Source organism: Anabaena catenula FACHB-362, from assembly GCF_014698735.1.
GTDB lineage: Bacteria > Cyanobacteriota > Cyanobacteriia > Cyanobacteriales > Nostocaceae > Anabaena > Anabaena variabilis_A.
The window spans coordinates 36,397-59,659 of sequence record NZ_JACJTQ010000010.1 but is presented as its reverse complement, the minus strand read 5'-3'; the positions used below and the strand labels follow the sequence as shown (position 1 = coordinate 59,659).

The following is a 23,263-nucleotide window of genomic DNA, read 5'->3' as shown; positions in this document are numbered from 1 at the left end:
TTTCTAATTAACTCAACTACATCTTAGTCCACTATGGAAGCAGTTTGGAACGCGCTTAAAAATATCAATTACTCCGGCATCCCCATCGCCAAAATCCTTGTTGTTATTCTCATACTGACGCTGACACAGGCTTTAAGACGGTTTTTTGTTGCCGGGATTATTAAAAGCATTGAGGCATTCACTAGCAAAACTGAAACTAAACTCGACGATGAGTTGATCACAATTATCAAACCATCCTTAAGCTGGATGATTCTCATTGGTGGGCTGTGGCTAGTCAAGGAGATTCTGGCAGAAAATATAGGGCTGCAATTAAGCGAAACAATCACTAGAATTCTCAACTTAATAGTTGTTTTCATAGTAGCTTATGTTGTTTATCGTGCCTCTTCAATCTTGGGGCAGATAATTGCTAACATGGTTCTGCATACTGACACTGAGCTTGATGAATTGTTGAGGCCATTGATGCCGAAAATATTTCAATCGGCAGCAATTATAGTCATCACAATTAAGGTGAGTGAGATATTTTTAGGACAATCAGCCGCTGCGCTTGTTGGTTTATTAGGTGGTGCCGGAATAACTTTAGGTTTACTGTTCAAAGATATTGTTTATGACTGGTTTTGTACAATAATTATTTACTCTGATAATCTCTATAAAGAAGGTGACTGGGTAGGCATATCAGGAGTAGATGGATTTGTGCAAATCCAAAATATTGGATTTAGAACTACAACCCTACATTTAGCTAAATGGGGTTCTATTCTGAAAATGCCCAACTCTCGCATGATTTCTGGAATTGTAGAGAATTGGTCACAAAATCCTGGTAAAGAGTTAAAATGGGGACTGAATTTAATTCTTAGTATTGACGGAATTTCCGCACAACAAACTGCCAGAATTTGCGATAATATTCAAGAACTACCAAAACAGATTCCTGGATTTTCCCCATCTTGTACAGTGCGCTTCAAAAAAATCGAACAGAATGCCCGCGTGATTGAAATTATGGCTTTTGTCAATGATGACAATCTTTATTTTGATGCAGAAAAGAACTTAAATCTAGCAATACTAGAAATATTGGAAAAAGAGGGCATTGATTTCTTGTCTGTAGAACTAGAAGCCGACCCAGAAAAATATAAACAGATGAAAAACAGCAACAATTAAGAAAGTTCAGAATAGATATACCCGAATTCTTTGAGGATTTGGGTATCATAAAAATGCGAAAATTACCGAACTATGAACCTATTAATTATTTTGGCTGAAGTCGGCATTTTAATAATTGTTTTTCTAAAATTAAGATGGCTTTTAGGTAAGTTATTCAAGTTGTTAGTTAGATTATCAATATTGAAGTGTGACGATATAAAAATTAAAATCCTGCGCCGCAATATTACTGGTTTGTTATTACTTGGTTGCATAGTATTGTGCATTTTGATTGTCGGTGCTAATGGTTATCTAATCTATCGGGGTGAAGACCTGCAACAATATACAATAGCCTTAATTCGCCGGATTCCATCAGGATTTTGGATGGCATTAGGAATTGGTATTTCTAAAAGTGGTGGTGTTGTAATTGCAGCAATATTCGCTCTAAAAGTTATCAAATCTTGGTTGAAGATAGCTAGTAATCGTGCTAAGAGCTTAGACAAAAATACCACTGATGATGAAAGTATTGACGCTTTTTTTACCGCACTCAATCAAAGAATTAGAGGTGGAATCTGGTTATGGGTGCTGATTACTTGTACCCAATTTCTCAAATTACCCATAGTAGTTTCCGAATATCTATATATCGCACTACGAATCTATCTGATCATTGGTGTGGGATTACTAATTCTCAAAGCAGTTGCAGCAATTGTTGATATTCTAGATGTTCTGAGCGTCAGATACTCCAGTCCTGATAATCTATTAAGATTTTATGATCGTCTCCAACACCTGATTCCCTTTTTAAAACGGTGTTTAGAATTTGTGATTTACGTCTGCACTGTCACATTAGTAATTCAGCAGGTGCAGTTAATAGCTAAACTAGCCACTTTTGGTTTAAAAATCATCAAAATTATCGCTATCATTTTCATAAGTCGTGTGATGTTTGAGGTGATTTACTTATTACTAGAAGAGGTGTTGTTAAAAGACAATAATTTAACTGATATTCAAAAAAGCAGACGCTTAACTCTGATTCCTTTGTTTCGTAGTTTGTTGCAATATTTAATCTATTTCAGCGTTGCGATTTCCATTCTCTACATCCTTGATATTAATCCTACTCCTATTCTCGCTGGTGCTGGGATTGTTGGTATCGCTGTGGGGTTAGGCGCACAAACACTAATTAATGATATAGTTTGTGGCTTCTTTATTCTCTTTGAAAATTACTATTTGGTAGGTGACTATATTGAGGCGGGGAAAGCCGAAGAGAAAACAGTAGAAGGTACTGTTGAGGCGATAGAACTGAGAACCACCCGCATCAGACATCCCAATGGTCAATTACATATTATTCGTAATGGGGATATTGGCTCAATTACCAATTACTCCAAACAGTATATATTTGCAGTAGTGGAAGTTAATGTACCTTATAATTCCAATTTATCACATATATATGAAGTAATTCAGGAAATAGGAATTCAGTTAAAAGAAAATGAGTTAGATGTCCTTGAACCAACTTTTGTAGAAGGTGTAGAAAGTGTAAGTGAATCTCACTTTTTGTTACGAACCTTAACCAAGGTAAAACCGGGAAAACATCTTCATATTCAGCGGTTTTTGCGGAAGATGTTTATGGATAATTTGTTGCTGAAAGGTATTCTACTTCCTGCTGGTAATAATGAAAGTAAGGAAAATTAATTTGGCAAACTCTTTTTATGTCAAATTCTCATCTCTAAAAAATTTGGGTAAATTAGTTAGTTAAGTTTTGTTTTTGGGATATCTATCAAGGTGACAAACAATGATATTCTTTAAATGCCCAATTAAGATAAATCTTTACATTTTAACAGGAAGAAATTCTCTTGATATGGGATTTTTGATGATTACAAATTCAGAAGATAATGATCTCATTGAGATGAGATTGATCATCAGCTACTTGACTTTTTAATTACGTGCCTTTTAATAAAACTAATCAAATATTAATTAACCTAAATAAATTAGGGTTTAAAAAAATGCAAAGGTTATTTAATTGCTGTTTTGAGTTAGAATTTTATCTCAAGATTGCTATTAGTTGTACAATTGTTCAGCAAGTATTTTATTTTCTGTTCAATAATATAAAACTTAATTTTATCACCCAGGTAGTATTATACTGGCTAATTGGTTCTACATCATTTTATGTTATTGGTATTTTAATTGAAAAATTCATCAAAAGCAACGATGTTTTAAGAGATAAACTAACGATAAGAGTTAAGAAAGTAAAAAAGCAAGAGTTTCCTACTTTCACTATAAAAGGTATTATTACAGGAGAAATAAAAGCTTTTATATCAACATTAATCATACTATATTTAGCTCCAGAAGTTCATAGAGGTAATAGTTTACTTCTAAATTTAGGATGGTTTTTGATGAGAATAGTTGCTGCTGATTTCGGCTTTTATGTAGTCCATAGATTATTTCATACAAAATCATTTCTCAAAATTCATCTTAAACATCATGAATTTCAAGATACATCAAGTTTTGTAGCTGGACATAAAAGCCTTTTGGAATATCTTGTTGTTACCATCACAGATGTTTTACCTATCTTTATCTTTGGATATGATATCACTCAACTTTGTGCATGGACTTTGATAGGTAATATTTATAATTTAGAAGGTCATAGTTCCTTATCAATATTTTTTATTCCCTCAGATTTCCATGATCTTCATCATACTGGTTTTAACCGAAATTATGGTATTCAAGGTTTTTGGGATAGAGTATTTAAAACCATAAATCCTATTACTAAAAAGCCAGGAATTATGTTTCCTATGAGTTTGATTGAATCTAAGATAAATAGTCATTTTGATGATTCTCAGTCTACAGTGTCAGTTAATAAATGATATAATTTAATGGTCATAATAATTAATTAAATAACCATGAAACCAAATCCTATCCCCCCACAACCCGGTCAAGAATCAGTTTGGGATTATCCCCGTCCAGCGATTTTAGAAGATAGTAATAAACATCTAAAAATCATTTTTAATGGTATTGTTTTAGCAGAAACAAATCGCGGAAAAAGAGTTTTAGAAACTAGTCATCCTCCTGGTTATTATATTCCGGCTGAAGATATTAAAATTGAACATTTAATAGCAACACCTAGGAAAACTTGGTGTGAATGGAAAGGTTGGTGTCAATATTATGATATTTCTGTGGGTGATAAATATGTCAATAATGCTGCTTGGCGATATATTCAGCCTAGTCCTAATTTTGAATCAATTCAAGAATACTATAGTTTTTATGCCAGTTTAATGGATGCTTGCTATGTCAATGATGAGTTAGTTAAAGCTCAAGCAGGTGATTTTTACGGGGGATGGATTACTTCTGATATTGTTGGGCCATTTAAAGGTGAACCAGGGACAAAATGGTGGTAAATAGAACTTGCGAAATGTGATATCTAAATTTAGAGTTTAGATTTAGTTTGAAGAAACCCACGAACGACCGCTTCAACTGGACGAGATTGATTATCTACTTGATAATTCATTTTTTGGATTTCTTCAGTGGAAATCAAACCAGCTAATTGGTTAATTGCTTCGCGTAACTCTGGATATTTTTTCAGAATTTCTTGATTGAAGATGGGGACAGCTTCATAAGGTGGGAAATAATTTTTGTCATCTGCTAAAATGACTAAATTTAGAACAGGAATTAAGCCATCTGTAGAATTGGCTGCTATCAAATCTACTTTCTTTTCCTTTAAGGCTTGATACATCAATCCTAACTCCATTTGTCGGGGAGATTTGGCAAATTTTAAGCCGTAAGTCTTTGCTAACCCTGGATAACCATCTGCTCGTTCTAGAAATTCATATCCAAATCCTGCTTGCATTTGAGGAGTATATTTAGCTGCTTCGGAAAGGGTTTTAATCTGTAAACGTTTAGCATCTTCACCCCGAATGATCATAGCGAAGGTGTTGTTAAATCCTAAAGGCGGCATGACTGCTAATTTAAACTTCTGGTCGTAGTCTTGCTTGACTTGTTGATATACTATTTGAGAATTGCTAATAGGTTTCTGCTTTAATACCGCTGTAAATGCCGTTCCTGTGTATTCAACATAGCCAGCAATTTGCCCTGATTTTACAGCTTCATGACAGATAAAAGTTCCCCCTAAATTGAAGCGGCGATCAACTTTTAATTTAGTGTGAGATTCAATTTGTTGAGCTAGTAATTCTCCTAATAGATATTGTTCTGTGAAATTTTTTGAGCCGATCACTATTGTTGGCGCTGTTTGCCGAAAGGTAAAGGCAATTAATCCCACAAACAGTAACGTTAATATGCCCAATGCGATGCCAATTTGACGATTAACTTTGCTCTTTTTGTCTCTTTGCTGTGTGAGACGTTTTTCTACCCATCCCAAGCCCAAATCTGCACCTAAAGCGATGATAGCGGCGGGTATTGCTCCGGCTAAAATTAATTGATTATTAACTGTAGAAATGCCCCTAAAAATAAACACTCCCAACCCACCGCCACCGATCGCAGCTGCAATGGTGGCAATTCCCACGGAGATCACCGTTGCAACCCTGACTCCAGCCAAAATCACCCCTGAGGCTAGGGGAATTTCTACCTGAACCAACAATTGCCAGTCTGTCATCCCCATTCCCCTTCCAGCTTCTCGAATCGCTGGATTGACGCTATTGATACCGACATAGGTATTGCGAATCAGGGGAAGCAAAGCATAGAGAGTTAAGGCGACAATGGCAGGAGTTTTGCCAATTCCCCCCAGGAAAGGTACAGAAATGAGGAAGCCAAAGATAGCTAAACTGGGAATGGTTTGTAGGGCGTTAGCTAAACCGAGAATGGGTTCGGCGAATTTCGGGTGACGAGTGATGAGAATGCCTAAAGGAATGCCGATGGAGATGGCCACTAGCATGGCGATCGCCACTAATAGTAAATGTTCCCCGGTGCGGAGAAGGATTTCTGGGGCGTATTGGGTTAAAAACAAGGTTAAATCCTTAAATTAAGCGCTGTTTTCCCAAGCATTCAAACAAGCAATAAAAGCCTTGGCCTCTGGATGTTGAGATTGGAGGAATTCTGCCTTCGTTCCTAGAAAAACTAAATTTCCTTCATACATCAACCCAATTCGAGTCGCCAGAAAGAAAGCTTCTTGAATGTCGTGGGTGACAAAGATAACTGTTTTTCCCAGTTGCCTTTGCAAGTGATGGAACTGTTGTTGCAATTCTAGGCGAGTGATGGGGTCGAGTGCCCCAAAAGGCTCATCCATCAATAATATAGGCGGGTCGGCAGCTAATGCCCTGGCCACACCAACTCGCTGACGCTGACCGCCAGATAGCTGATTTGGATAACGGTGGGCATAAGTTTCTGGATCTAAGTCAACTAAGTGTAACATTTCATAGACTCGCGCCTCAATCCGCTGTTGTGTCCATTTTTCTAGAGAAGGGACAAGTCCGACATTTTCGCCGACGCTAACGTGGGGAAACAAGCCTATGTCCTGGATGACGTAGCCGATGCGCCGTCGCAGTTGAATGGCATCCCAGTCAGTTGTAGGGCGTTCATTGACTAAAACTTGTCCTTGAGTGGGTATGAGGAGGTGATTGATTAATTTTAAGGTGGTGGTCTTGCCGCTACCACTGCGTCCTAGTAAGACGAGGGCTTCCCCTTGGTAGATGGTGAGATTTAAGTGAGATAACAGGGTACGGCGATTAATTTGGAAGCTGACATCCCGAAACTCAACGGCAATTTCTGGTGCTGGGGACATGGGGGTTTATTGAAAGAAATTCAAGGGTGAATATGAATAATGCAATTTTGATTATTTTCCCATATCGGCATAATCATACATGGGTTTTTGATGATAAAAAACTGGGAATTATCCAAGAACCTTTTGTGAGTGGTATCCCAGAGATGATTGATATCTTAGTTAAGGATATCAATAATTGTGATGAAGGTTTTAAAATGATATTTTCTAGTAGTCCTTTTCCTGGTTATCAAGCTGAGTTAATTGCTATTAGACCAGAATATAATGGTTATTGGTATCATTGGGAAAAACATAATGTGGAAGGATGGTTATGTTCTGTTTTGTTTAAATATTTTGATGAACCACCACAAAAAATATATTGTCAGGCTCAAAGTTTATATTATTAATAAATGTGAATATCCCCGATTTTTTAGAGGATGTTTGTAAAGTCTAGAGTTGTATTTCGATTCACTCTAACCCTTTACAAAGGAGGATATAAAGTCTTGAATACCTCAGCCACAACTTTTAAAACATCCTCTAAGGATTCGGGGATTTAATTTGACAAGAAACTTTTCCTGCTAACTGCTGATAGCTGAAAGTTTCTAGATATCAAAATTTCATATTTGCAGCAGTAATAGCTAAAGCACCCCAACCAGTCATCAATGCTATTCCTCCTAATGGGGCTATAGCGCCTAATGACTTGATACCAGTTAAGCTGATAGCATACAAGCTACCTGAAAATATGACCACACCAACAATAAATAACCAACCACTGACTACAAGGGTAGCTGGGGGTGATTCGAGACGACTCATGAGGATAGCGACTAACAAAAGTGCTAGAGCGTGGTACATTTGGTAGCGAGCGCCAGTGTCGAAAATTTCCAAAGATCGCTCACTGATTTTTTCCCGCAAAGCATGAGCGCCAAAAGCACCACCTGCAACAGACAAACCACCGAAAATGGCAGCTACAGTCAAAAAAATCTGCGTCATCAGAACTTAGCCGTAAATTAGTGAAGTGAGACTAAACATCAAAATGATATGATACGGCTCCTTCTTCGGTTACTTGAAAATTCGCATTGAACTCTTTAGCTTTTTCATCTAAATATTTTCTGGCTTCAGTTGCTGGTAATTGCGACTGCATTGCAAAGCTTAACAGAGTTATTTTTCCCTGATTTTCTTGTAACATTTGATAAAATTGCAATCGCAAATGTTCATTTGTCTGTTGATTAATCGCTTTTTTCTCTTGTTGGTTTTGCTTGTACAATCCCAAAGCTAACCATACCCCCAATATGGCTGTAGGAACACCAAAGATGATACCTTGCATAGCCGTATTATCAAGTTGATAGACAGCATCTTTATTGATAAAATCTCTTACCAATCCTTCATTCTCTATCCCTGCTAAGATGGGCTTGAGTGTGGTATTTTTTGTACTTACTGCTGAGACTGATATCGTTAGAAACATGAATCCGAGTGTAAGCAACCAACCAGCAGCCAATTTTTCAGCCGTTTTCATAGTTTTGCTTCAGAGTTAGACTTTGCTTGCGATTTTAACCTCACTTGTGTTCTGCTTCCAGTCATATTTCCACAAATCCGTCATGAGTCTCTCATATTGTAGTCCGTGAAACATTTATGGCTATGGAAAAAGTTATTAACCTCTAAAAAAGCTGTGTAATTAATCGTGTAATTAATTTTGTTGGAGTACCGAGTTATGAAAAGCAGAGAGAAATTATATCATGTCCGTTTGAATACTTATCATTAAGGAACCGCACGGGGACACGGGGACGGGTCGAGTTTTTTTGATCAGCAATTACCCCGACTTGATATTATTTGGATCAGGTATCAATTATCCACAAGTCAAAGAATTTATCCATTATTCTAAATTCTTATTTTTTTTGACTCACCCAATAGAGATAATATCGTTCAGTATCTATCCATGCTTTCTCAAAACTCTTGATAGGATCAATCTTCAAATCAGTTTGATTGAATTGCAGCTTTTTATGTAAAATAAGTAAAATTTTATTTTTGTATTTTGGCAAATTTAAAAGAGAACTAATTTGTTCTAGTATTTCTGATTGTTCAACTTCTTCACGTCCTTTTTTAAACAGGGTAAAACTTCCCATATCTTGCCGTTCAGGATAATAGAATTTACGGTTAAGATAACCTGATAATGCAGCCATATTTGCATCTCGACTAGCAACAATAAATTCATTATCTAGCTGAGACTTCTGAATATACTGTGTTGTTGTTCGACTGGCAGAAAAAGGTATAATCATATCTCTAGAAAAGCCATAAATACCTCCAAAAAATTGCATATATAAAGTCGCCATAAACATTATATATTGCCATTTATGAACGAATTTAAGTGAGTTGGGTGGGATAATAAATTTGGTGGTAAAAAGACTCGATTCTTGATAATAACTTCCCAGCCATAACGCAGCCAAAAGAATTAAATAAAAATGCCCAAAATGTCGAGGCCCTGAACCAGAAAATCTCAAGTAGGCAAATGTAAATATCTCTAAAGTTCCAATGATGTAAAAAAAGAGAGCAAAGGGTTTTTTAGATAACTTAATTAAAGTTAGAATTACCATGACTATAGCAATTACGGCACAGACAATTAAATCTAGCCAGCGTTTAGATGCGGGTATTATTAAAAAATAACCACCAAATAATCTACCTATACTTTTCAAGAAATGGCGCAAATCTAGTGTCATAGACCAGCCAGTATTTAATCCTCCATGAAGATAACTATCAGCAGGAGGAGTAATAATATTTATTGCCAAAATATAACAAGCGATAATGATTGCAATACTTATAAATAAGTCAGCTTTTTTATTTTTCTGAAGATACTGCTGACGATGTTCAATATCAAAACAAAATTCAAATATTAAAGTTAATAAGAAAGCAAATGATATCAATAGGGCATAGGCATTAGTATTTGCCATTAATCCTAATAAAATTGCTAAAGTAATATAAGTTTTTTTCCTAGATGGAAAAGCTGCACAAAAAGCAAAAATAAACAACATTCCGAAAGCATAATTTCGAGAAATTAAGAGAAATTCATAAAAAGGGAGATAGGTAAATGTAAAAAGGAACTTTTGTCTATAATTAAAAGGACTATATAACCAAACAATGGTCACAGAAGAAATTGCCAGAGATAAATGAAATAGTTGCATGATGATAGGTGTATCAGCAATATTCCTCAGCAATGCCAAAGAGAAATACCACAGCACAGGATGAGCTTCATAACGAATATTCTCAATTAAATCTTGCCAAGATTTACTATCTCTAACAATCAACCAAGGATTTAGTTCATCTCTCCACATTGAATGGTTGAGAATGCCGATAAGACCGATAACCGAAAAGATAAATATAATCAACCAAGGAGAAGCCAATATTAATTTTGATGGATAGTTAATTACTTTTTTAGCTGTCATTTCAGAAAGGTATTAAATAAAATAATGCTCAAAATCAAAGCTGAAAATTTGTCAGATGTAAACCGCAGCAAAAATACAGTATTGATTTTGCTGCGATGTTTGCTGTTTATCTTGTAGCTTCTAACAACTTAGAAAAGTAGAACCGAGTCCGAGTCATTGCTTGTCTTTGGACTGTAAATCCATTTTTTTCCAGAATTTTCACTACATCAACTTCCCGGTGTAAATAAGCGCGAGTGGCTTTACTAGGGCCTGGAAAGAAACTACCAATTTTCTTGAGAATAGTCAAAAATAAGGTTTTAGGTGCAAAACTTAGAATGATTCGTGATTGTGCTAAAGAACAGAGGTGAGAAATCATTTCATCTGCTTTCTCTTGAGGGTAATGGATCAGAACATCTAAGCAAATGACAGTGTGATAACTACCAGTTAAAGATTCCAAATCCTGCACAGCAAAGGTGGGATTTACAGTATTAAATAAAGCTTGTACAGCCCTATCTTGGGCTTCTGAAACCATTTTGGCGGAAATATCGCTGGCGTAAACTTTAGCGCCATCTATGGCTAAAGGAATACTCAAACTACCTACACCACAACCAGCATCGCAGATTGACAATTCTGCTAAATTTTTGTCTGCTTCCAACCAGCCGATGACTGTATCTACGGTTTGTTGGTGTCCAGTGCGAATGTCTAGTTGGACTTTGTTGACTTCACCATCACCGTAGATGCGTTGCCAACGGTCAAAACCTGTTGAATTGAAGTACTCGCGTACAATTGTTTTATCGTCGGCTACGTTCATAACATCTCTATTTAACGGTTCACAATTCTTAAAATTATCATTTGTTCGCGGTCAATGGTCAGTTTTTAGGGCATGGGCAATAGAATGTAGAGACGCGGGGACGCGAAGACGCGGAGAGTTTTTTTGATAAGTCATTAGACAGAAACAGACTTTCAACTCTGTCACCTCCTCTACCTATCACCTGTCAACCTTTGCCAAGAAAGTTCTCCTGTGGCTTCGTCCTTATGCCAGCGTAAGAAATTGGCAGGTTGATTGGGGGTAAGTGTTGGTAAATTAATAGCCTTTCTGGGCGCGTCTGTAGCTAGATAAATGGCTTTTTCTGCGTCGCATATTCCCCACTTCACCAAGTTCTGCACTCCTACCAATAAAGGCAAAGTCGTCCCTGATAAAGTACCATCAGCTAATCTGGCTGTACCGTTAATAATTTCAATTTGCCGACTATCCCAAGGATACACGCCATCTGTTAATCCTAATGGTGCAAGGGCATCACTGACTAGAAACAGCCCTTTACTAGCACGGAGGAGAATTTCTAACATTATCGGGACAACGTGCTGTCCATCGGCAATAAAACTACACATCACACCGGGATTATTCATCGCTGCACCTAATAATCCTGGTTCGCGGTGATGTAATGGTGGCATGGCGTTGAAGGCGTGAGTTATCATCGTTGCACCCATCTCAAAGGCGCATTGTGCTTCCACTGCGGTTGCTTGAGAATGTCCTAAACTGACGATGATTCCTAAAGAACGCAAATATGGGATCACTTCACCTGTGGTATCTAATTCTGGTGCTAAGGTGATGATTTTGATAATGGAAGCATAATCTCCAATCAGTCGCTTGACTTTATCAATGGTTAGGGGTTGAAGGTATTCTGCTGGATGTGCGCCACGTTTGTAGTAGTTTAAGAAGGGGCCTTCTAGATGCACTCCCAGGATTTGGGCTGAGTTGACAGAGATGGGAGAAAAATTAGAGATAACGGCAAGCGATCGCTGTATATTTTCTATAGACGTTGTCACTAGGGTTGGTAAATATCCATCAACACCCACATTCCACAAGAATTGCGAGATATTTTCCAGCATTGGGGCATTTTTTGGTGTTAAATCAGGAAAGGCCAAACCTAGTCCACCATTAATTTGCAAATCAACGCCACCTAAGGAAATCCAGTCACCAGCCACATCCAAAATTTGTAAATCTTTTGCTGGAGAGCGTTTGCAGACTGTACCTATTGGCAAAATTTGCTCAATTGTGCCGTTTTCATTTACCCAGATCATCTGCAAATCTTGATAACCGGGTACTCTGGCATTAATAATATCTACGTTTGATAGGATGGGATTTGGTGTTGCTTTGGTCATTACCCTAGCCAAAAAAAGCTAAATCTGAATTGATTGTAGATGGAAGCATCGGTAATTAATCCAAAATCTAGAATCTAAAATCATATGAGTCTTCAAATTGGTATTATCATGGGCAGTGATTCAGATTTGCCCACAATGAAAGATGCGATCGCAGTTTGTGAAGAATTCGGTATTGAATGCGAAGTTGCGATCGTCTCTGCCCATCGTACCCCAGAACGGATGGTGGAATATGCCCAAACAGCACATCAACGAGGTATCAAAGTAATTATTGCTGGTGCAGGAGGCGCAGCGCATCTTCCTGGCATGGTAGCATCTTTAACCCCACTTCCTGTAATTGGTGTCCCCGTATCTACCCGTAACTTACAAGGTGTAGACTCTTTATATTCCATTGTGCAAATGCCAGCAGGGATACCCGTAGCGACGGTAGCCATTGGTAATGCTAAAAATGCCGGACTCTTAGCAATACAGATTCTCGCTACTCACCAACCAGAATTATTGCAAAAAGTCCAAGCATATCGACAAAGCCTATGCGATATGGTGATGGACAAGCAAAGCCAATTAGAAGCATTAGGCTACAAGCAATATTTACAACAGATGTTTTAATTATTACAATTGACTATAAAGAAAATTGTCATGATAAATTGTGATTTTTTATATAAAAAGTCATAATTTATTATATTTACATATACTTTTTCTAAAATTTTGATTGTGCAACTTTGATAACTGAAAATCCCGATATAGTAAAGGATACAGCCCCTTGAGTCTTTACTGCTGAAAAGATTATTGAGATCAAATACAAAAAAATGTAGTCTCTGATACAGAACTTTAAACTTTATTAAATGCAAAATCAGTCCAACTTATTGTGGTAGTAATTTCAACACCTTGCAACAGGAAATAATTTAATTATTCCTGTATTTAGATTCGGTTAAATTTGCCCTAAATCAAATATTTTTTCCAGATTTATTGGCAAAAATCTTGTTTAGTGACCCTAATTAAACTAATTGATTTCTGTAAGATTCTAAACAAGATCAAATAGAGCTTTTCTAGCAGGAAAAAAAGCAATGAATAAAAATATTAAACCCTTGTATCGCCTACTAGCACTAGCTATAGGCTCAATGGTGTTTGCAATTTTTGCTCCTACAGTTGTACAAGCAGCAGATCCGCCAACACTCCAATCTTTAGACAGCACAACAAAACAATTACAAATTTCTATTGATACCACCTGGGTATTACTAACAGGGTTTTTAGTCTTCTTCATGCAAACAGGCTTTTCCATGTTAGAAGCAGGTTTGCTGCGACAAAGAGGAGTAGTAAACGCTTTATTAGAAAACTTTGTTGATGCTGCTGTCACCATTTTGGTGTGGTGGGGTATTGGCTTTGGTATTGCTTTCGGTACAAGCGCGGGTGGTTTCATTGGCACAGATACCTTTTTCCTGAGTCAGTTACCCATTGATGGAGCCTTCCCTAGTGGTGGTGTACCAGGTATAGCGTCCAACCTCAATGCTTACACCTTGTTCTTCTTCCAATTTGCCTTTGCAGCCACAGCCAGTACAATTACTACAGGCGCAATGGCGGGAAGAACTGACTTTGTTGCTGACTTAATTTACAGCGCCATCATGGGTGCATTCAGCTATCCAATTATTGTCCACTGGGTGTGGAACGCCAACGGCTGGTTAGCTAAAATGAGTTTCCATGACTTTGCCGGTAGTGCTGTAGTTCACACCGTTGGTGGTTGGACAGCTATAGTTGGTGCTTATTTACTCGGTTCCCGTCCTGGACGCACTCCTTGGGGAACACTACCACCGGCACATAACTTAGGTTTAGCAACCTTGGGAACCATGATTTTATGGTTTGGCTGGTACGGGTTCAATCCAGGTTCAACCTTGGGTACTTCTAATCCTGGCTTAATTGGATTAGTCACACTCAATACTACCCTTGGCGCTGGTGCTGGCGCTCTTGCAGGAATGCTTTTCCAATATTTCCGTTCTGGTAAATGGGATTTAGTTTATTGTCTCAATGGTTCTTTAGCAGGACTTGTAGGAATTACAGCGGGTTGCGCTTTTGTGGCTCCTTGGGCTGCGGTTTTAATTGGTTTAACCGGTGGAATTTTAGTAGTTCTAGGCATTGATTTAATTGAAGCAATGCATATTGATGACCCTGTAAGTGCATTTGCAGTTCATGGTATCAATGGCATGATGGGTACTTTAGCTGTTGGCTTATTTGGTCAAGCAGAACTGACCCTAAACAAAAAAGCTGGACTATTTTTAGGTGGTGGCTTTGATTTGTTGGGTGTGCAGATTTTGGGTTTAGTTGCTATCACCGCTTTTACTGTAGCGTTTGCCTTTTTAATGTTTGGTGGACTCAAAGCTATTGGTAGACTGCGTGTTGATTCTGAAGCTGACAAAATTGGTATTGATGCTTACGAACACGGCGCGACTGTTTGGCCTGATGTTTATGCAGTAGAAGAGTTTGTAGAAGAACAACAAAATCTCTCTAAAAATCCTAGAATTAACGCTTTAGAGGGTGAATAATCTAGATCGTTAGGTCATAGGTAAGCACGCAATTATCTAACCAATCAAGATTTACCCAGTAGGATAATTTGTGGATAGAGGGTAGGGTGTAGTGAAGAAAATTATTTTTTCTCCTACACCCTACCCTTTAAAGGTTTGAGTCACTAGCCAAATTCTTCTACAATGCGTTTGTTGACTGAAAACGCATTTTAAGAAAATATGACTAATCAATCTACTATTCCAGTCATTGTCAACGGTGCAGCTGGCAAAATGGGACGTGAAGTAATCAAAGCAGTTGCTCAAGCACCGGATATGATTTTGATGGGCGCTCTCGATACCTCACCGGAACATCAAGACAAAGATGCAGGGGAACTGGCAGGTTTAAGCGAACCTTTAGAAGTGCCTATTACCAATCAATTAGAGCCAATGTTAGGCTATGTGGCGGGTGAAAGACAGATGGCTCCAGGGGTAATGGTAGACTTTACCCATCCTGATGCAGTTTATGATAATGTGCGGAGTGCGATCGCTTACGGAATTCGTCCAGTTGTCGGAACCACAGGTTTAAGTCCCGAACAAGTTCAAGATTTGACAGACTTTGCTGAAAAAGCTAGTACAGGTTGTTTGCTGATTCCTAATTTCTCTATTGGGATGGTATTGCTGCAACAAGCAGCTGTAAACGCTTCTAAATATTTTGATCATGTAGAAATTATTGAACTTCATCATAACCAAAAAGCTGATGCTCCTAGCGGGACAGCCATTCAAACAGCCCAACTCCTAGCAGAATTAGGTAAAACCTTTAACCCGCCTCAAGTAGAAGAAACAGAAAAACTACCAGGAGCTAGAGGCAGTTTAGCAGATGAAGGGATTAGAATTCATAGTGTCCGCTTGCCGGGACTAATTGCCCATCAGGAAGTGATTTTTGGCGCAGCAGGGCAAATTTATACATTACGCCATGATACAAGCGATCGCTCCTGCTATATGCCCGGAGTCTTACTAGCAATTCGCAAAGTAAATCAGCTAAAGTCGTTAGTATATGGATTAGAAAAAATACTTTAAAGAAGGAGGCAGTGCGGTGGACGGGTTCCCCGACTTGTAGCAACTGCCGTCAACTGCCGTTCAAGAGTCAGGAGTCAGGAGAAATAAAGAACAAAGAAGTTAACTCATCACTCAGCACTCGGTACTCATCACTCAGCACTCGGTACTCATCACTCACAACTCACTATTCATGCTTGTTCCTCTAACGCGCCAAAAATTTGAACAAATCATCCCCTTCATTGCCACTGGTTCTCAGTACAAATACTACTGGGGAAAGTTAAGCAATGTTTTGCAGCGGCTGTTAATTTCTGTAGTTACTGTAGTTGTAATTTTACTGGTTCAAACCCTTTTCAGGCTGGATTTTGGGTTTATTTTGGTATTCGGGGTATTTGGCGCTTTTTTTTGGCTATGGTATCCAGTCTTTCAAGCCAGTATCCGTAATGCAAAATGCCGCCGTTTCAAGTACAGCGGCTTTTTTCGTGGAAGAGTTATGGATTGGTGGATTACAGATAAGTTGACTGGTAAACAAGAAACCGTCAACAACAAAGGCGAGTTGGTAATTATTGAAAACCGCGAAAAACGAATTAACTTAGAATTGGGAGATGATACAGGATTTACTGTTGAATTTGAAGCACCATTACGTCCTGCACACAAAGCGATCGCTCGTGGTCAAATCGCAGAAATGATAGTAATGTCAAATAGCTCAGATTTAAGTCGCATTGAAGAATTTAGCAATATCTACATTCCCAGTCGAAACTTATGGATAAGCGACTATCCATTAGTTCGACAGGATTTCTTCAATGAAGTCAGTCTCCGCTTACGTGAAGACCGACAAGATCAACCCCGTCGCCGTCGAAGAAATTAAAAGTTAATTCCCTCCATTCCGATCTTGGCCATAGGCTTGCCATGCTAAATCAACCAAGCCATCGACTATTGCAGCTGCCACAACTGCATTACCCTTGCGACTGTCAATAGTAATATAAGGTACTAAAGATTCTTGCAAACGTTCTTTAACAGAATCTACGTTGACAAATCCTACGGGGGTAGCAATTATCAAAGCCGGTCGAATTTCTTCAGTTTCAATTAAATCTACAAGTGCAGTTAGTGCAGTTTGCGCTTGACCGACCACAAAGATACCCTCTGGATACCGCTTGGCAAGGGTTTCAATTCCCCAAGCAGCACGAGTTCTTTCCTTTTGTGGACGTGTCAGAGCTTCCATGCTGCAATACACCGGGTTGGCAAAGGTGTTTTGAATGTCGTAAGCGATACCAACCTGTACCATTGGCACATCTACCACAATAGTGGTGCGTGCTGCTAGTGCTGCTGCTCCTGATTGTAAAGCGTGTTCCGAAAACCGGATTAACGACTTGTACTCAAAATCAGATGTGGCGTATATTACTCGCCGGACTATCTCATACTCCGCTGGTGAAAAGACATGATCGCCAATTTCACTATCAATGATTGCCAAGCTTTGAGCATCAGTTACGTGCCATTCCATTGCTGTTAAGCTTCTCACATATCAGCTTTCAGCTTATCATCAGAAGACAGGAAGAAGGTTATTCTCACCTGTTAAGAGTTCCCTTCTTCTTAACTCAAGACTCAGCATTGGAAGAAGGACGACTGAAAACTGGAGATAAATAGGCAACTAAAACACCCATCAGAAAAGCCGAGATATTACGAACTAGAGGCAGCCAATCGCTTGTACGAGTAACTACTGGGCCAATACCGAAGGCGATAAATAAAATTCCCCATAATGGTGAGAAAATTAACGCCCATTGCCAAGCGAACACTTGTTTATCATTGCGAGGTTGAGCCGCAAAGCCACAAATAACCCCACCCACAGCGGAGGTAATGAGAGTAAGTATCCATTGTTCCCTTGGTAGTCCGGGAACGACATTACAACCACCCTTAAGTAAACAACCTTTAACTGAATCTAAGGCTTGTAGGATGGCTTGGTCTTCCCCTTGTTCGCGCACAAAGTACAAGTTGCCAAAACGGGTTTGCAGTTCAATCCAGAAAGTCCTGGGTAAAAATTCATAAACTGCATCACCAACACTAAAACTGAGGATATTACCGCCACGAGAGTCGGCAACTAAGAGAATACTTTTGTCATCTAAACCCCAATATTTGATGACTGCTCTACCTGGGGTGCGGTCATACTGGGTCAATACTCGCAATTTCCAGCCAGTATCAGTTTCAAATTGTTCTAATTCTCTGACCAATTTTTCTTCTTGCGGGTCAGGGAGAGATTTAGCTAAATCTACAACTGGGGTGAATATAGCAGGTAGTAGGTCAGGATTTTCGTAAGCTAGGGCTGATGGAGATTGCATTGCCCAAATTGACCCTGAAAAGCAAAAGATTGCAATGGATACTAAAACTCGTCGCCAAAAACAAAGCTGCATGGAATTTTTTATATAAGTATTAACGGGTGGAAGTGAACAAGCTATGTTAAAAAAGTACGGGAAAAGTGATACTTCTTTACACTTGTTTACTTTACTCTAATCTAAGACATCTGGGCAAAGTGTAATTGGTGATGAATTATGAGTGATTGGTAATTCTTTAGGACTTACGCAAAAAACCTCTTAAACTCCTTCCTATTTCTCAGTGACCTCTGTGTCGCGCCAGTTGCTACAACGAGGGGAACCCCAACGGACAGTTTGCTCAAGTCGGGAAACCAGCCCACGCAACTGCCCTCCGCAACGCACTGGCTTCTCTATGGTTAGTTTTTTCGTGACTTATGCGTAAGTCCTGTTCTTAATTTTCTTCATCTCCCTCCATAACCCCAGTCCCTTTCAAGTTTAATCTTCGTCCTCTACATCGCTTTCCCAATGAACAGTTTCGCTATAACCATGATTGAGACGGTAGGTTTCTGGTTGTGTGCGCCGATTTTCTTGTCTCGGTGTTTCTCGCTCTCGCAATGTGAGCGGTGGTTTCTCATTCATGGGCAAGCGTTCGGCGCTTCGTCTAACTGGTTTCTGGCGCGTAAATGTTTTCCAGGCAGCTTTTACACCAACTAAGACGCTACGTGTAGTAACTTGAATATTCTGAGCCTGTTTTTTGGCGCTATCTAAGCTTTGATCTACTTGTTGAACGACTTGACTGGCACTTTTGACACCTTCACTGACATCATCGGTTAAGTCTGTTATTTCTAAACTGGTATTGCGGATGGCGTTGAGAGTAGGTGGTAACTCACGTGAGAGAGTATCAAAGAATTTTTCGGCACTACGAGCAGCGCGTGCTAATTCCTGCAAAGCCGGTATAGCCGCCACTAACACAGCAGTTAGACTAGCAGCGACTAAGAGGATGGAAAGTCCCAGCCAAAACAGAGGATCAATCACAGTTATGCTATTTATGAGCGTTCTAGATGCTGGGTGAGAGAATCTTTATTTTCTCCGTCAGCGGGGTTTTGCCTTTGTAGGGCTTGGTTTTCGCGCTGTGTAGCATCTACCCCAGCAGCGATCGCATCCCGCAGTCTCTCTAATGTATCATCCCAGTTTCGCACGGCGCTGGCAGAAAGACGATCTGCCTGGATTTGCACACTTGTTGATATATCTTCTGCCAATTCTGGTAAAGCATCAGCTGATTTTTTCAAAAGTTTACGTGTTTCGCGCCCTGTGCGTGGAGCAACAAGCAAGCTGGTTAAAGCACCGATAGTTGCTCCTAGCATCAAACCGCCAATAAATACTCCAGAACGATTATTAGACATCTTAATTATTTTTCTCTTTACACCCATTTTAGGTGGGTTTTCTCCTCTGGCAAGACCCGATATTCCAAAAAGATTGCTGCCAAATTTTTCTTCCTAGTAAAATGAGATTGAAAATTTGCTGCACTTGTTGGATTTGCAGTTCTAGTCTTTGATTTATTTGGCGCAGGTTATAAATCTCCTGTTGTCCTGTATATATACTTTCTGGTGCTATGTGTAAAGTTGCCTGAGTAGCGCGTTCATAGTTGGTTAAGGTATCAGTTACCATTGCCAATTTATGTCTAATTTGCAACAATTTTATTGCTATATATAACAGTATCACGGAGATAACGATGTTAATTAGGATAACTAAAATTACCATTTTTTACATTTATTTTTCGCTGTGTCATTCATTTACCTGAAAATTGCTGGCGCGAGATAAAAGCCTCACCTAAACCTTCGTCGCCACCTGAAAAGCCGAAATATATGTAATCTCAATACTTCCTCCATAATGCTGCTCAATCTTTGACCGCAAACCTGCAAATAAAGCATCCCGAATTGATTTTTGTAACTTTAAATATGGTGAAAGTGTACCCAAAAGCAGCAAATAATTATCAACACTATAAGTTACTTGACACAGAACCTGATCGGAAATTAAATCTTCAAATCGACCTGAATCTATGACTTTCTGTCCAAAAGATCTGACTATCTTTTCTTGAGTTGTACTATCTTCATATCGTGCTGAATATGGAGCATAAATTTGATAAACCTCATGCAAATTTTGGTATACCTCATAATCAGGTTGAGGTGTCATATTCCACAACAAAATCAAAGAACCATCCTCCTGTAAAGCATCAGCGGCTTTTGCATAAGCTGTTTCCGAGTTCATCCAATGAAAAGATGTCGCTGCTAAAACAGCATTAAATTTCTCTGGTTCTAATTTCCATTCTTCAAAAGTCGTTTTTTGAATCTCTACATTTGGATATGCTGCACAGTTTTCTCTGGCAAACTTACAAGCTTCCTGACTTGGTTCTAGACCAACCATTGAAAAACCCAATTGAGCATAAGATACAGTTGCGTTTCCTGGCCCACATCCTAATTCCAGAATCTTACTTGCCGGGGAAAGTTTAGCTACTTCTACAGTACGATTAATGATTTCTTGAGGATAGCGTGGTCTGACTTTATTATAAGCATCTGCTACGGGAGAATACCAGTTTTTTTTCAAATCTAAATCTTGGGGATATAGATTTTTTATTTGCTCTAATTCTTTCATAAGTTATGGTATAATCATATATTTTTAATAAAATAAAATTTTCCTAGTAATTCTAATCAAATTATTATAAGAGTAATTATTCAAAATAAAAAGAAATCTACTCATTAAAAAATGTTGACAGATGCAACTGCTCTTATCCCAGCTTGGCTAAAGTCGGCTATCTTTCGTAACCCGCTACTAGTGACAACAGATACAACAGTTATGGAAACCATAGCTATGCTGGCCACAGGCATCACACAAATGAGTGGTGACTCACTGAAATTTGCGGCATTGTATAGTCAATAAAAATTTTTTCAACTCTTCTGGTGCTAGAGGGCGGCTAAAAAAATATCCCTGGATGACATTACAGTTATTTTGTCTGAGCCAACATAGTTCATCTTCTGTTTCTACTCCTTCAGCAATAATTTTTATTTGCAGATTATCTGCCATTTGCATGATAGATTTGACAATTGCTTGTTTACTGTCTATCTTGTCGATATTAGTAATGAAATAACGATCTATTTTCAGGTGATTAAAAGAAAACTCTTGAAGATATTTTAAAGATGAGTAACCTGTGCCAAAGTCATCAATTGATATCTGAATACTATAATTGTATAACTGATTTAGTTTTTCCTTTACTACTTCAACATCTTCAATAAATACACTTTCAGTCAATTCTAATTCTAAAAACTTAGGCGCAAGACTTGTTTCTGCAATAATATCAATCACGCGCTGACTGAAATCTGGGTTGGCAAACTGACAAGCAGATATATTTACTGCTAGATTAAAATTACCCAATCCCTCTGATTGGAAAACAACAAGTTGATGACAAGCAGTTTTTAATATCCAATCTCCCAAAGGGATAATGAAACCTGATTTTTCGGCAATGGGAATAAATTCTGCGGGAGAAATAAAGCCATGTTCTGGATGCTGCCAACGAATCAATGCTTCTACACAGACAACCTGACCAGTTGTGATATTGATCTGAGGTTGATAGTAAAGCTGAAATTCATTTCGTGCTAGAGCGTAGTTTAAATCAGTTGCTAAAATAGTTTTTCTAAAAACCGTCTTTAGTATCTCTGGACTGGAGAAATGATAAAAACTGGTATCTTGTTGTTTATAATGTTCTAAAGCAACTTCAGCATTAGTCAGTAATTCATTTAGTTGAAGACCATCGTCAGGATAACAAGTAATCCCGATTTTAGCGGCCAGAGAAATTTCTTGGGTATTAAAAAATAAAGGTTGTGATAGATTGTCTAAAATCTTTTGAGCAATATCAGCAGCGACCTGAATATCTAGAGTTGACTTTAACAAAATCACTAATTTATCTGTTTGCAAATAGGAAATTAAGTCAATGGCATGATTCTGCAACTGCATATCATTTAATCTTGTAGCCACAGCTTTTAGTAATAATTGCCTTAAGCTAGATTCAAAAATTAATTTTGTCTGGTGAAAAATATTTATATCAATAAGTAACAAAGGCAGAATTTGACGGTCATTGTAAGCTTGAAGACGAGTTTGATTGAAATGTTCTTCTAATAAAAATTGATTAGGTAACCCAGTTAAGCTGTCGTGACGATCTAAATACATGAGTTTAGCTTCCATTTGCTGAACCTGATTTAGATAATATTCGGTAAATATTTCGCGTTTTTTGAGTTGTGTCGTAATCGCTTGGAGAAGTTCCTCGGCATTAAATGGTTTGGTTAAGTAATCATCAGCACCAAGACTCATTGCTTGACGCAGATCACAATGCTCATCTTTAGCAGTTAAGAAAATAAAAGGAATGAGCGCAGTGACTGGATCTTGATGTAAGATTTCAATCAAACTATAGCCATCTAAATGAGGCATCATGACATCACACATAATGAGAATTGGATGATGCTCTTTAATCATGTTTAGTCCAACCAATCCATCTTCAGCCGTAATCGTGGAAAACCCCGCCTGATCGAGAATTTCCTGAATAAGCTCTCGCATTAGAGGATCATCTTCAATTATCAAAATGTTATTCATTAGGTTTAGGTAAAGCTCGATTAAAAACAAGAAATTAATCTTGATATTTCAGTATAGGCAATATCGGAAGGGGATGCTACGTGATAAATAGCAGTCCTATACATATATTAAATATCTTCATTTATAGGAGATATACGGTTATTATTACTGTTAAAGTGCCGATATTACAAGCCTTTTTACTTGAAAATTCGCAAAATGAAGGTATGTAAGCATGAAACCTAACGGTAAGCTACACCAGCCGCAGTCAACCAAAACCATACAGAAACTAATTTCCTAATTTTGAGAACACAAAAGTTAAACTAAGAATGATGGCGAGAAACAAACTTTATATTCTCATGACTAGTACATAACAGCGGAAATAAACTAACTATTTCC

The 23,263-nt window shown here is 38.3% G+C and carries 24 protein-coding genes; 10 read left to right on the top strand and 14 right to left on the bottom strand.

What is annotated here, in order from left to right; translation table 11 throughout:
* Positions 1-33 precede the first annotated feature (33 nt).
* The 4 genes from H6G68_RS09170 (at position 34) to H6G68_RS09155 (ending at position 4,511) form a co-directional block, all read left to right on the top strand.
* Entirely contained in the window at positions 34-1,149 is a 1,116-nt protein-coding gene (locus tag H6G68_RS09170) for a mechanosensitive ion channel family protein (protein ID WP_190906354.1), read from the top strand.
* Positions 1,150-1,221: 72 nt separating this feature from the next.
* The gene (locus H6G68_RS09165; protein ID WP_190906353.1) at positions 1,222-2,808 is read left to right on the top strand and encodes a mechanosensitive ion channel family protein; all 1,587 of its coding nucleotides are present in this window, start codon (positions 1,222-1,224) and stop codon (positions 2,806-2,808) included.
* Between the two features lie 311 nt (positions 2,809-3,119).
* Entirely contained in the window at positions 3,120-3,980 is an 861-nt protein-coding gene (locus H6G68_RS09160) for a sterol desaturase family protein (protein ID WP_190906352.1), read from the top strand.
* 36 nt (positions 3,981-4,016) lie between these two features.
* Positions 4,017-4,511, top strand: coding sequence for a DUF427 domain-containing protein (locus H6G68_RS09155; RefSeq protein WP_190906351.1), 495 nt, complete (start codon positions 4,017-4,019; stop codon positions 4,509-4,511).
* Positions 4,512-4,540: 29 nt separating this feature from the next.
* Here the strand turns inward: H6G68_RS09155 and H6G68_RS09150 are convergent, their stop codons facing one another.
* Together H6G68_RS09150 and H6G68_RS09145 are read right to left on the bottom strand one after the other, a co-directional pair.
* Positions 4,541-6,073 carry a glycine betaine ABC transporter substrate-binding protein gene (locus tag H6G68_RS09150; protein WP_190906350.1) on the bottom strand — a complete coding sequence of 511 codons (1,533 nt, stop codon included), beginning with the start codon at positions 6,071-6,073 and terminating at the stop codon, positions 4,541-4,543.
* Positions 6,074-6,088: 15 nt separating this feature from the next.
* Positions 6,089-6,847, bottom strand: a complete 759-nt coding sequence (locus tag H6G68_RS09145) for an ATP-binding cassette domain-containing protein (RefSeq protein ID WP_190906349.1) — start codon at positions 6,845-6,847, stop codon at positions 6,089-6,091.
* A gap of 32 nt (positions 6,848-6,879) precedes the next feature.
* Here H6G68_RS09145 and H6G68_RS09140 point away from each other — a divergent pair, with 32 nt between their 5' ends.
* On the top strand, positions 6,880-7,230 hold the full coding sequence (locus H6G68_RS09140) for a DUF6717 family protein (RefSeq protein ID WP_190906348.1): 351 nt from the start codon (positions 6,880-6,882) through the stop codon (positions 7,228-7,230).
* A gap of 202 nt (positions 7,231-7,432) precedes the next feature.
* Here the strand turns inward: H6G68_RS09140 and H6G68_RS09135 are convergent, their stop codons facing one another.
* From H6G68_RS09135 to nagA, 5 genes are all read right to left on the bottom strand, one after another.
* On the bottom strand, positions 7,433-7,813 hold the full coding sequence (locus H6G68_RS09135) for a DUF423 domain-containing protein (RefSeq protein ID WP_190906347.1): 381 nt from the start codon (positions 7,811-7,813) through the stop codon (positions 7,433-7,435).
* A 31-nt stretch (positions 7,814-7,844) separates the two neighbouring features.
* Complete coding sequence (locus tag H6G68_RS09130) at positions 7,845-8,336, bottom strand: hypothetical protein (protein ID WP_190906346.1); 492 nt, start codon at positions 8,334-8,336, stop codon at positions 7,845-7,847.
* Between the two features lie 370 nt (positions 8,337-8,706).
* Complete coding sequence (locus tag H6G68_RS09125) at positions 8,707-10,257, bottom strand: hypothetical protein (protein WP_190906345.1); 1,551 nt, start codon at positions 10,255-10,257, stop codon at positions 8,707-8,709.
* A gap of 106 nt (positions 10,258-10,363) precedes the next feature.
* Entirely contained in the window at positions 10,364-11,047 is a 684-nt protein-coding gene (bchM, locus tag H6G68_RS09120; RefSeq protein ID WP_190906344.1) for a magnesium protoporphyrin IX methyltransferase, read from the bottom strand.
* A gap of 170 nt (positions 11,048-11,217) precedes the next feature.
* Entirely contained in the window at positions 11,218-12,399 is a 1,182-nt protein-coding gene (gene nagA, locus H6G68_RS09115) for an N-acetylglucosamine-6-phosphate deacetylase (protein ID WP_190906343.1), read from the bottom strand.
* An 84-nt stretch (positions 12,400-12,483) separates the two neighbouring features.
* Here nagA and purE point away from each other — a divergent pair, with 84 nt between their 5' ends.
* From purE to H6G68_RS09095, 4 genes are all read left to right on the top strand, one after another.
* On the top strand, positions 12,484-13,002 hold the full coding sequence (gene purE, locus H6G68_RS09110) for a 5-(carboxyamino)imidazole ribonucleotide mutase (RefSeq protein ID WP_190906342.1): 519 nt from the start codon (positions 12,484-12,486) through the stop codon (positions 13,000-13,002).
* Positions 13,003-13,460: 458 nt separating this feature from the next.
* Positions 13,461-14,930 carry an ammonium transporter gene (locus H6G68_RS09105; protein WP_190906341.1) on the top strand — a complete coding sequence of 490 codons (1,470 nt, stop codon included), beginning with the start codon at positions 13,461-13,463 and terminating at the stop codon, positions 14,928-14,930.
* Between the two features lie 198 nt (positions 14,931-15,128).
* A complete protein-coding gene (dapB, locus tag H6G68_RS09100; protein ID WP_190906340.1) occupies positions 15,129-15,965 on the top strand; it encodes a 4-hydroxy-tetrahydrodipicolinate reductase in 837 nt (278 codons plus the stop codon).
* Positions 15,966-16,134: 169 nt separating this feature from the next.
* The gene (locus tag H6G68_RS09095) at positions 16,135-16,809 is read left to right on the top strand and encodes a phosphate ABC transporter permease (RefSeq protein WP_190906339.1); all 675 of its coding nucleotides are present in this window, start codon (positions 16,135-16,137) and stop codon (positions 16,807-16,809) included.
* 3 nt (positions 16,810-16,812) lie between these two features.
* On the opposite strand, the gene H6G68_RS09090 is transcribed toward H6G68_RS09095, so the two are convergent.
* From H6G68_RS09090 to H6G68_RS09065, 6 genes are all read right to left on the bottom strand, one after another.
* On the bottom strand, positions 16,813-17,442 hold the full coding sequence (locus tag H6G68_RS09090) for a precorrin-8X methylmutase (protein WP_190906408.1): 630 nt from the start codon (positions 17,440-17,442) through the stop codon (positions 16,813-16,815).
* Positions 17,443-17,536: 94 nt separating this feature from the next.
* Positions 17,537-18,346, bottom strand: coding sequence for a TPM domain-containing protein (locus tag H6G68_RS09085; protein ID WP_190906338.1), 810 nt, complete (start codon positions 18,344-18,346; stop codon positions 17,537-17,539).
* A gap of 396 nt (positions 18,347-18,742) precedes the next feature.
* Positions 18,743-19,282, bottom strand: a complete 540-nt coding sequence (locus H6G68_RS09080; protein ID WP_190906337.1) for a DUF948 domain-containing protein — start codon at positions 19,280-19,282, stop codon at positions 18,743-18,745.
* A gap of 11 nt (positions 19,283-19,293) precedes the next feature.
* Positions 19,294-19,650: a YtxH domain-containing protein gene (locus H6G68_RS09075; protein WP_190906336.1), complete on the bottom strand. Its 357-nt coding sequence runs from the start codon at positions 19,648-19,650 to the stop codon at positions 19,294-19,296.
* Positions 19,651-19,678: 28 nt separating this feature from the next.
* Entirely contained in the window at positions 19,679-19,915 is a 237-nt protein-coding gene (locus H6G68_RS09070) for a hypothetical protein (RefSeq protein WP_242045197.1), read from the bottom strand.
* A gap of 162 nt (positions 19,916-20,077) precedes the next feature.
* Positions 20,078-20,899 (bottom strand): class I SAM-dependent methyltransferase, encoded by an 822-nt coding sequence (locus H6G68_RS09065; protein ID WP_190906334.1) that lies wholly within the window; start codon positions 20,897-20,899, stop codon positions 20,078-20,080.
* A 111-nt stretch (positions 20,900-21,010) separates the two neighbouring features.
* On the opposite strand from H6G68_RS09065, the gene H6G68_RS09060 reads away from it, so the two are divergent.
* A complete protein-coding gene (locus H6G68_RS09060; protein WP_190906333.1) occupies positions 21,011-21,184 on the top strand; it encodes a hypothetical protein in 174 nt (57 codons plus the stop codon).
* Here the strand turns inward: H6G68_RS09060 and H6G68_RS09055 are convergent.
* Entirely contained in the window at positions 21,152-22,888 is a 1,737-nt protein-coding gene (locus H6G68_RS09055) for an EAL domain-containing response regulator (RefSeq protein WP_190906332.1), read from the bottom strand. The genes H6G68_RS09060 and H6G68_RS09055 overlap by 33 nt on opposite strands.
* Positions 22,889-23,263: the final 375 nt, after the last annotated feature.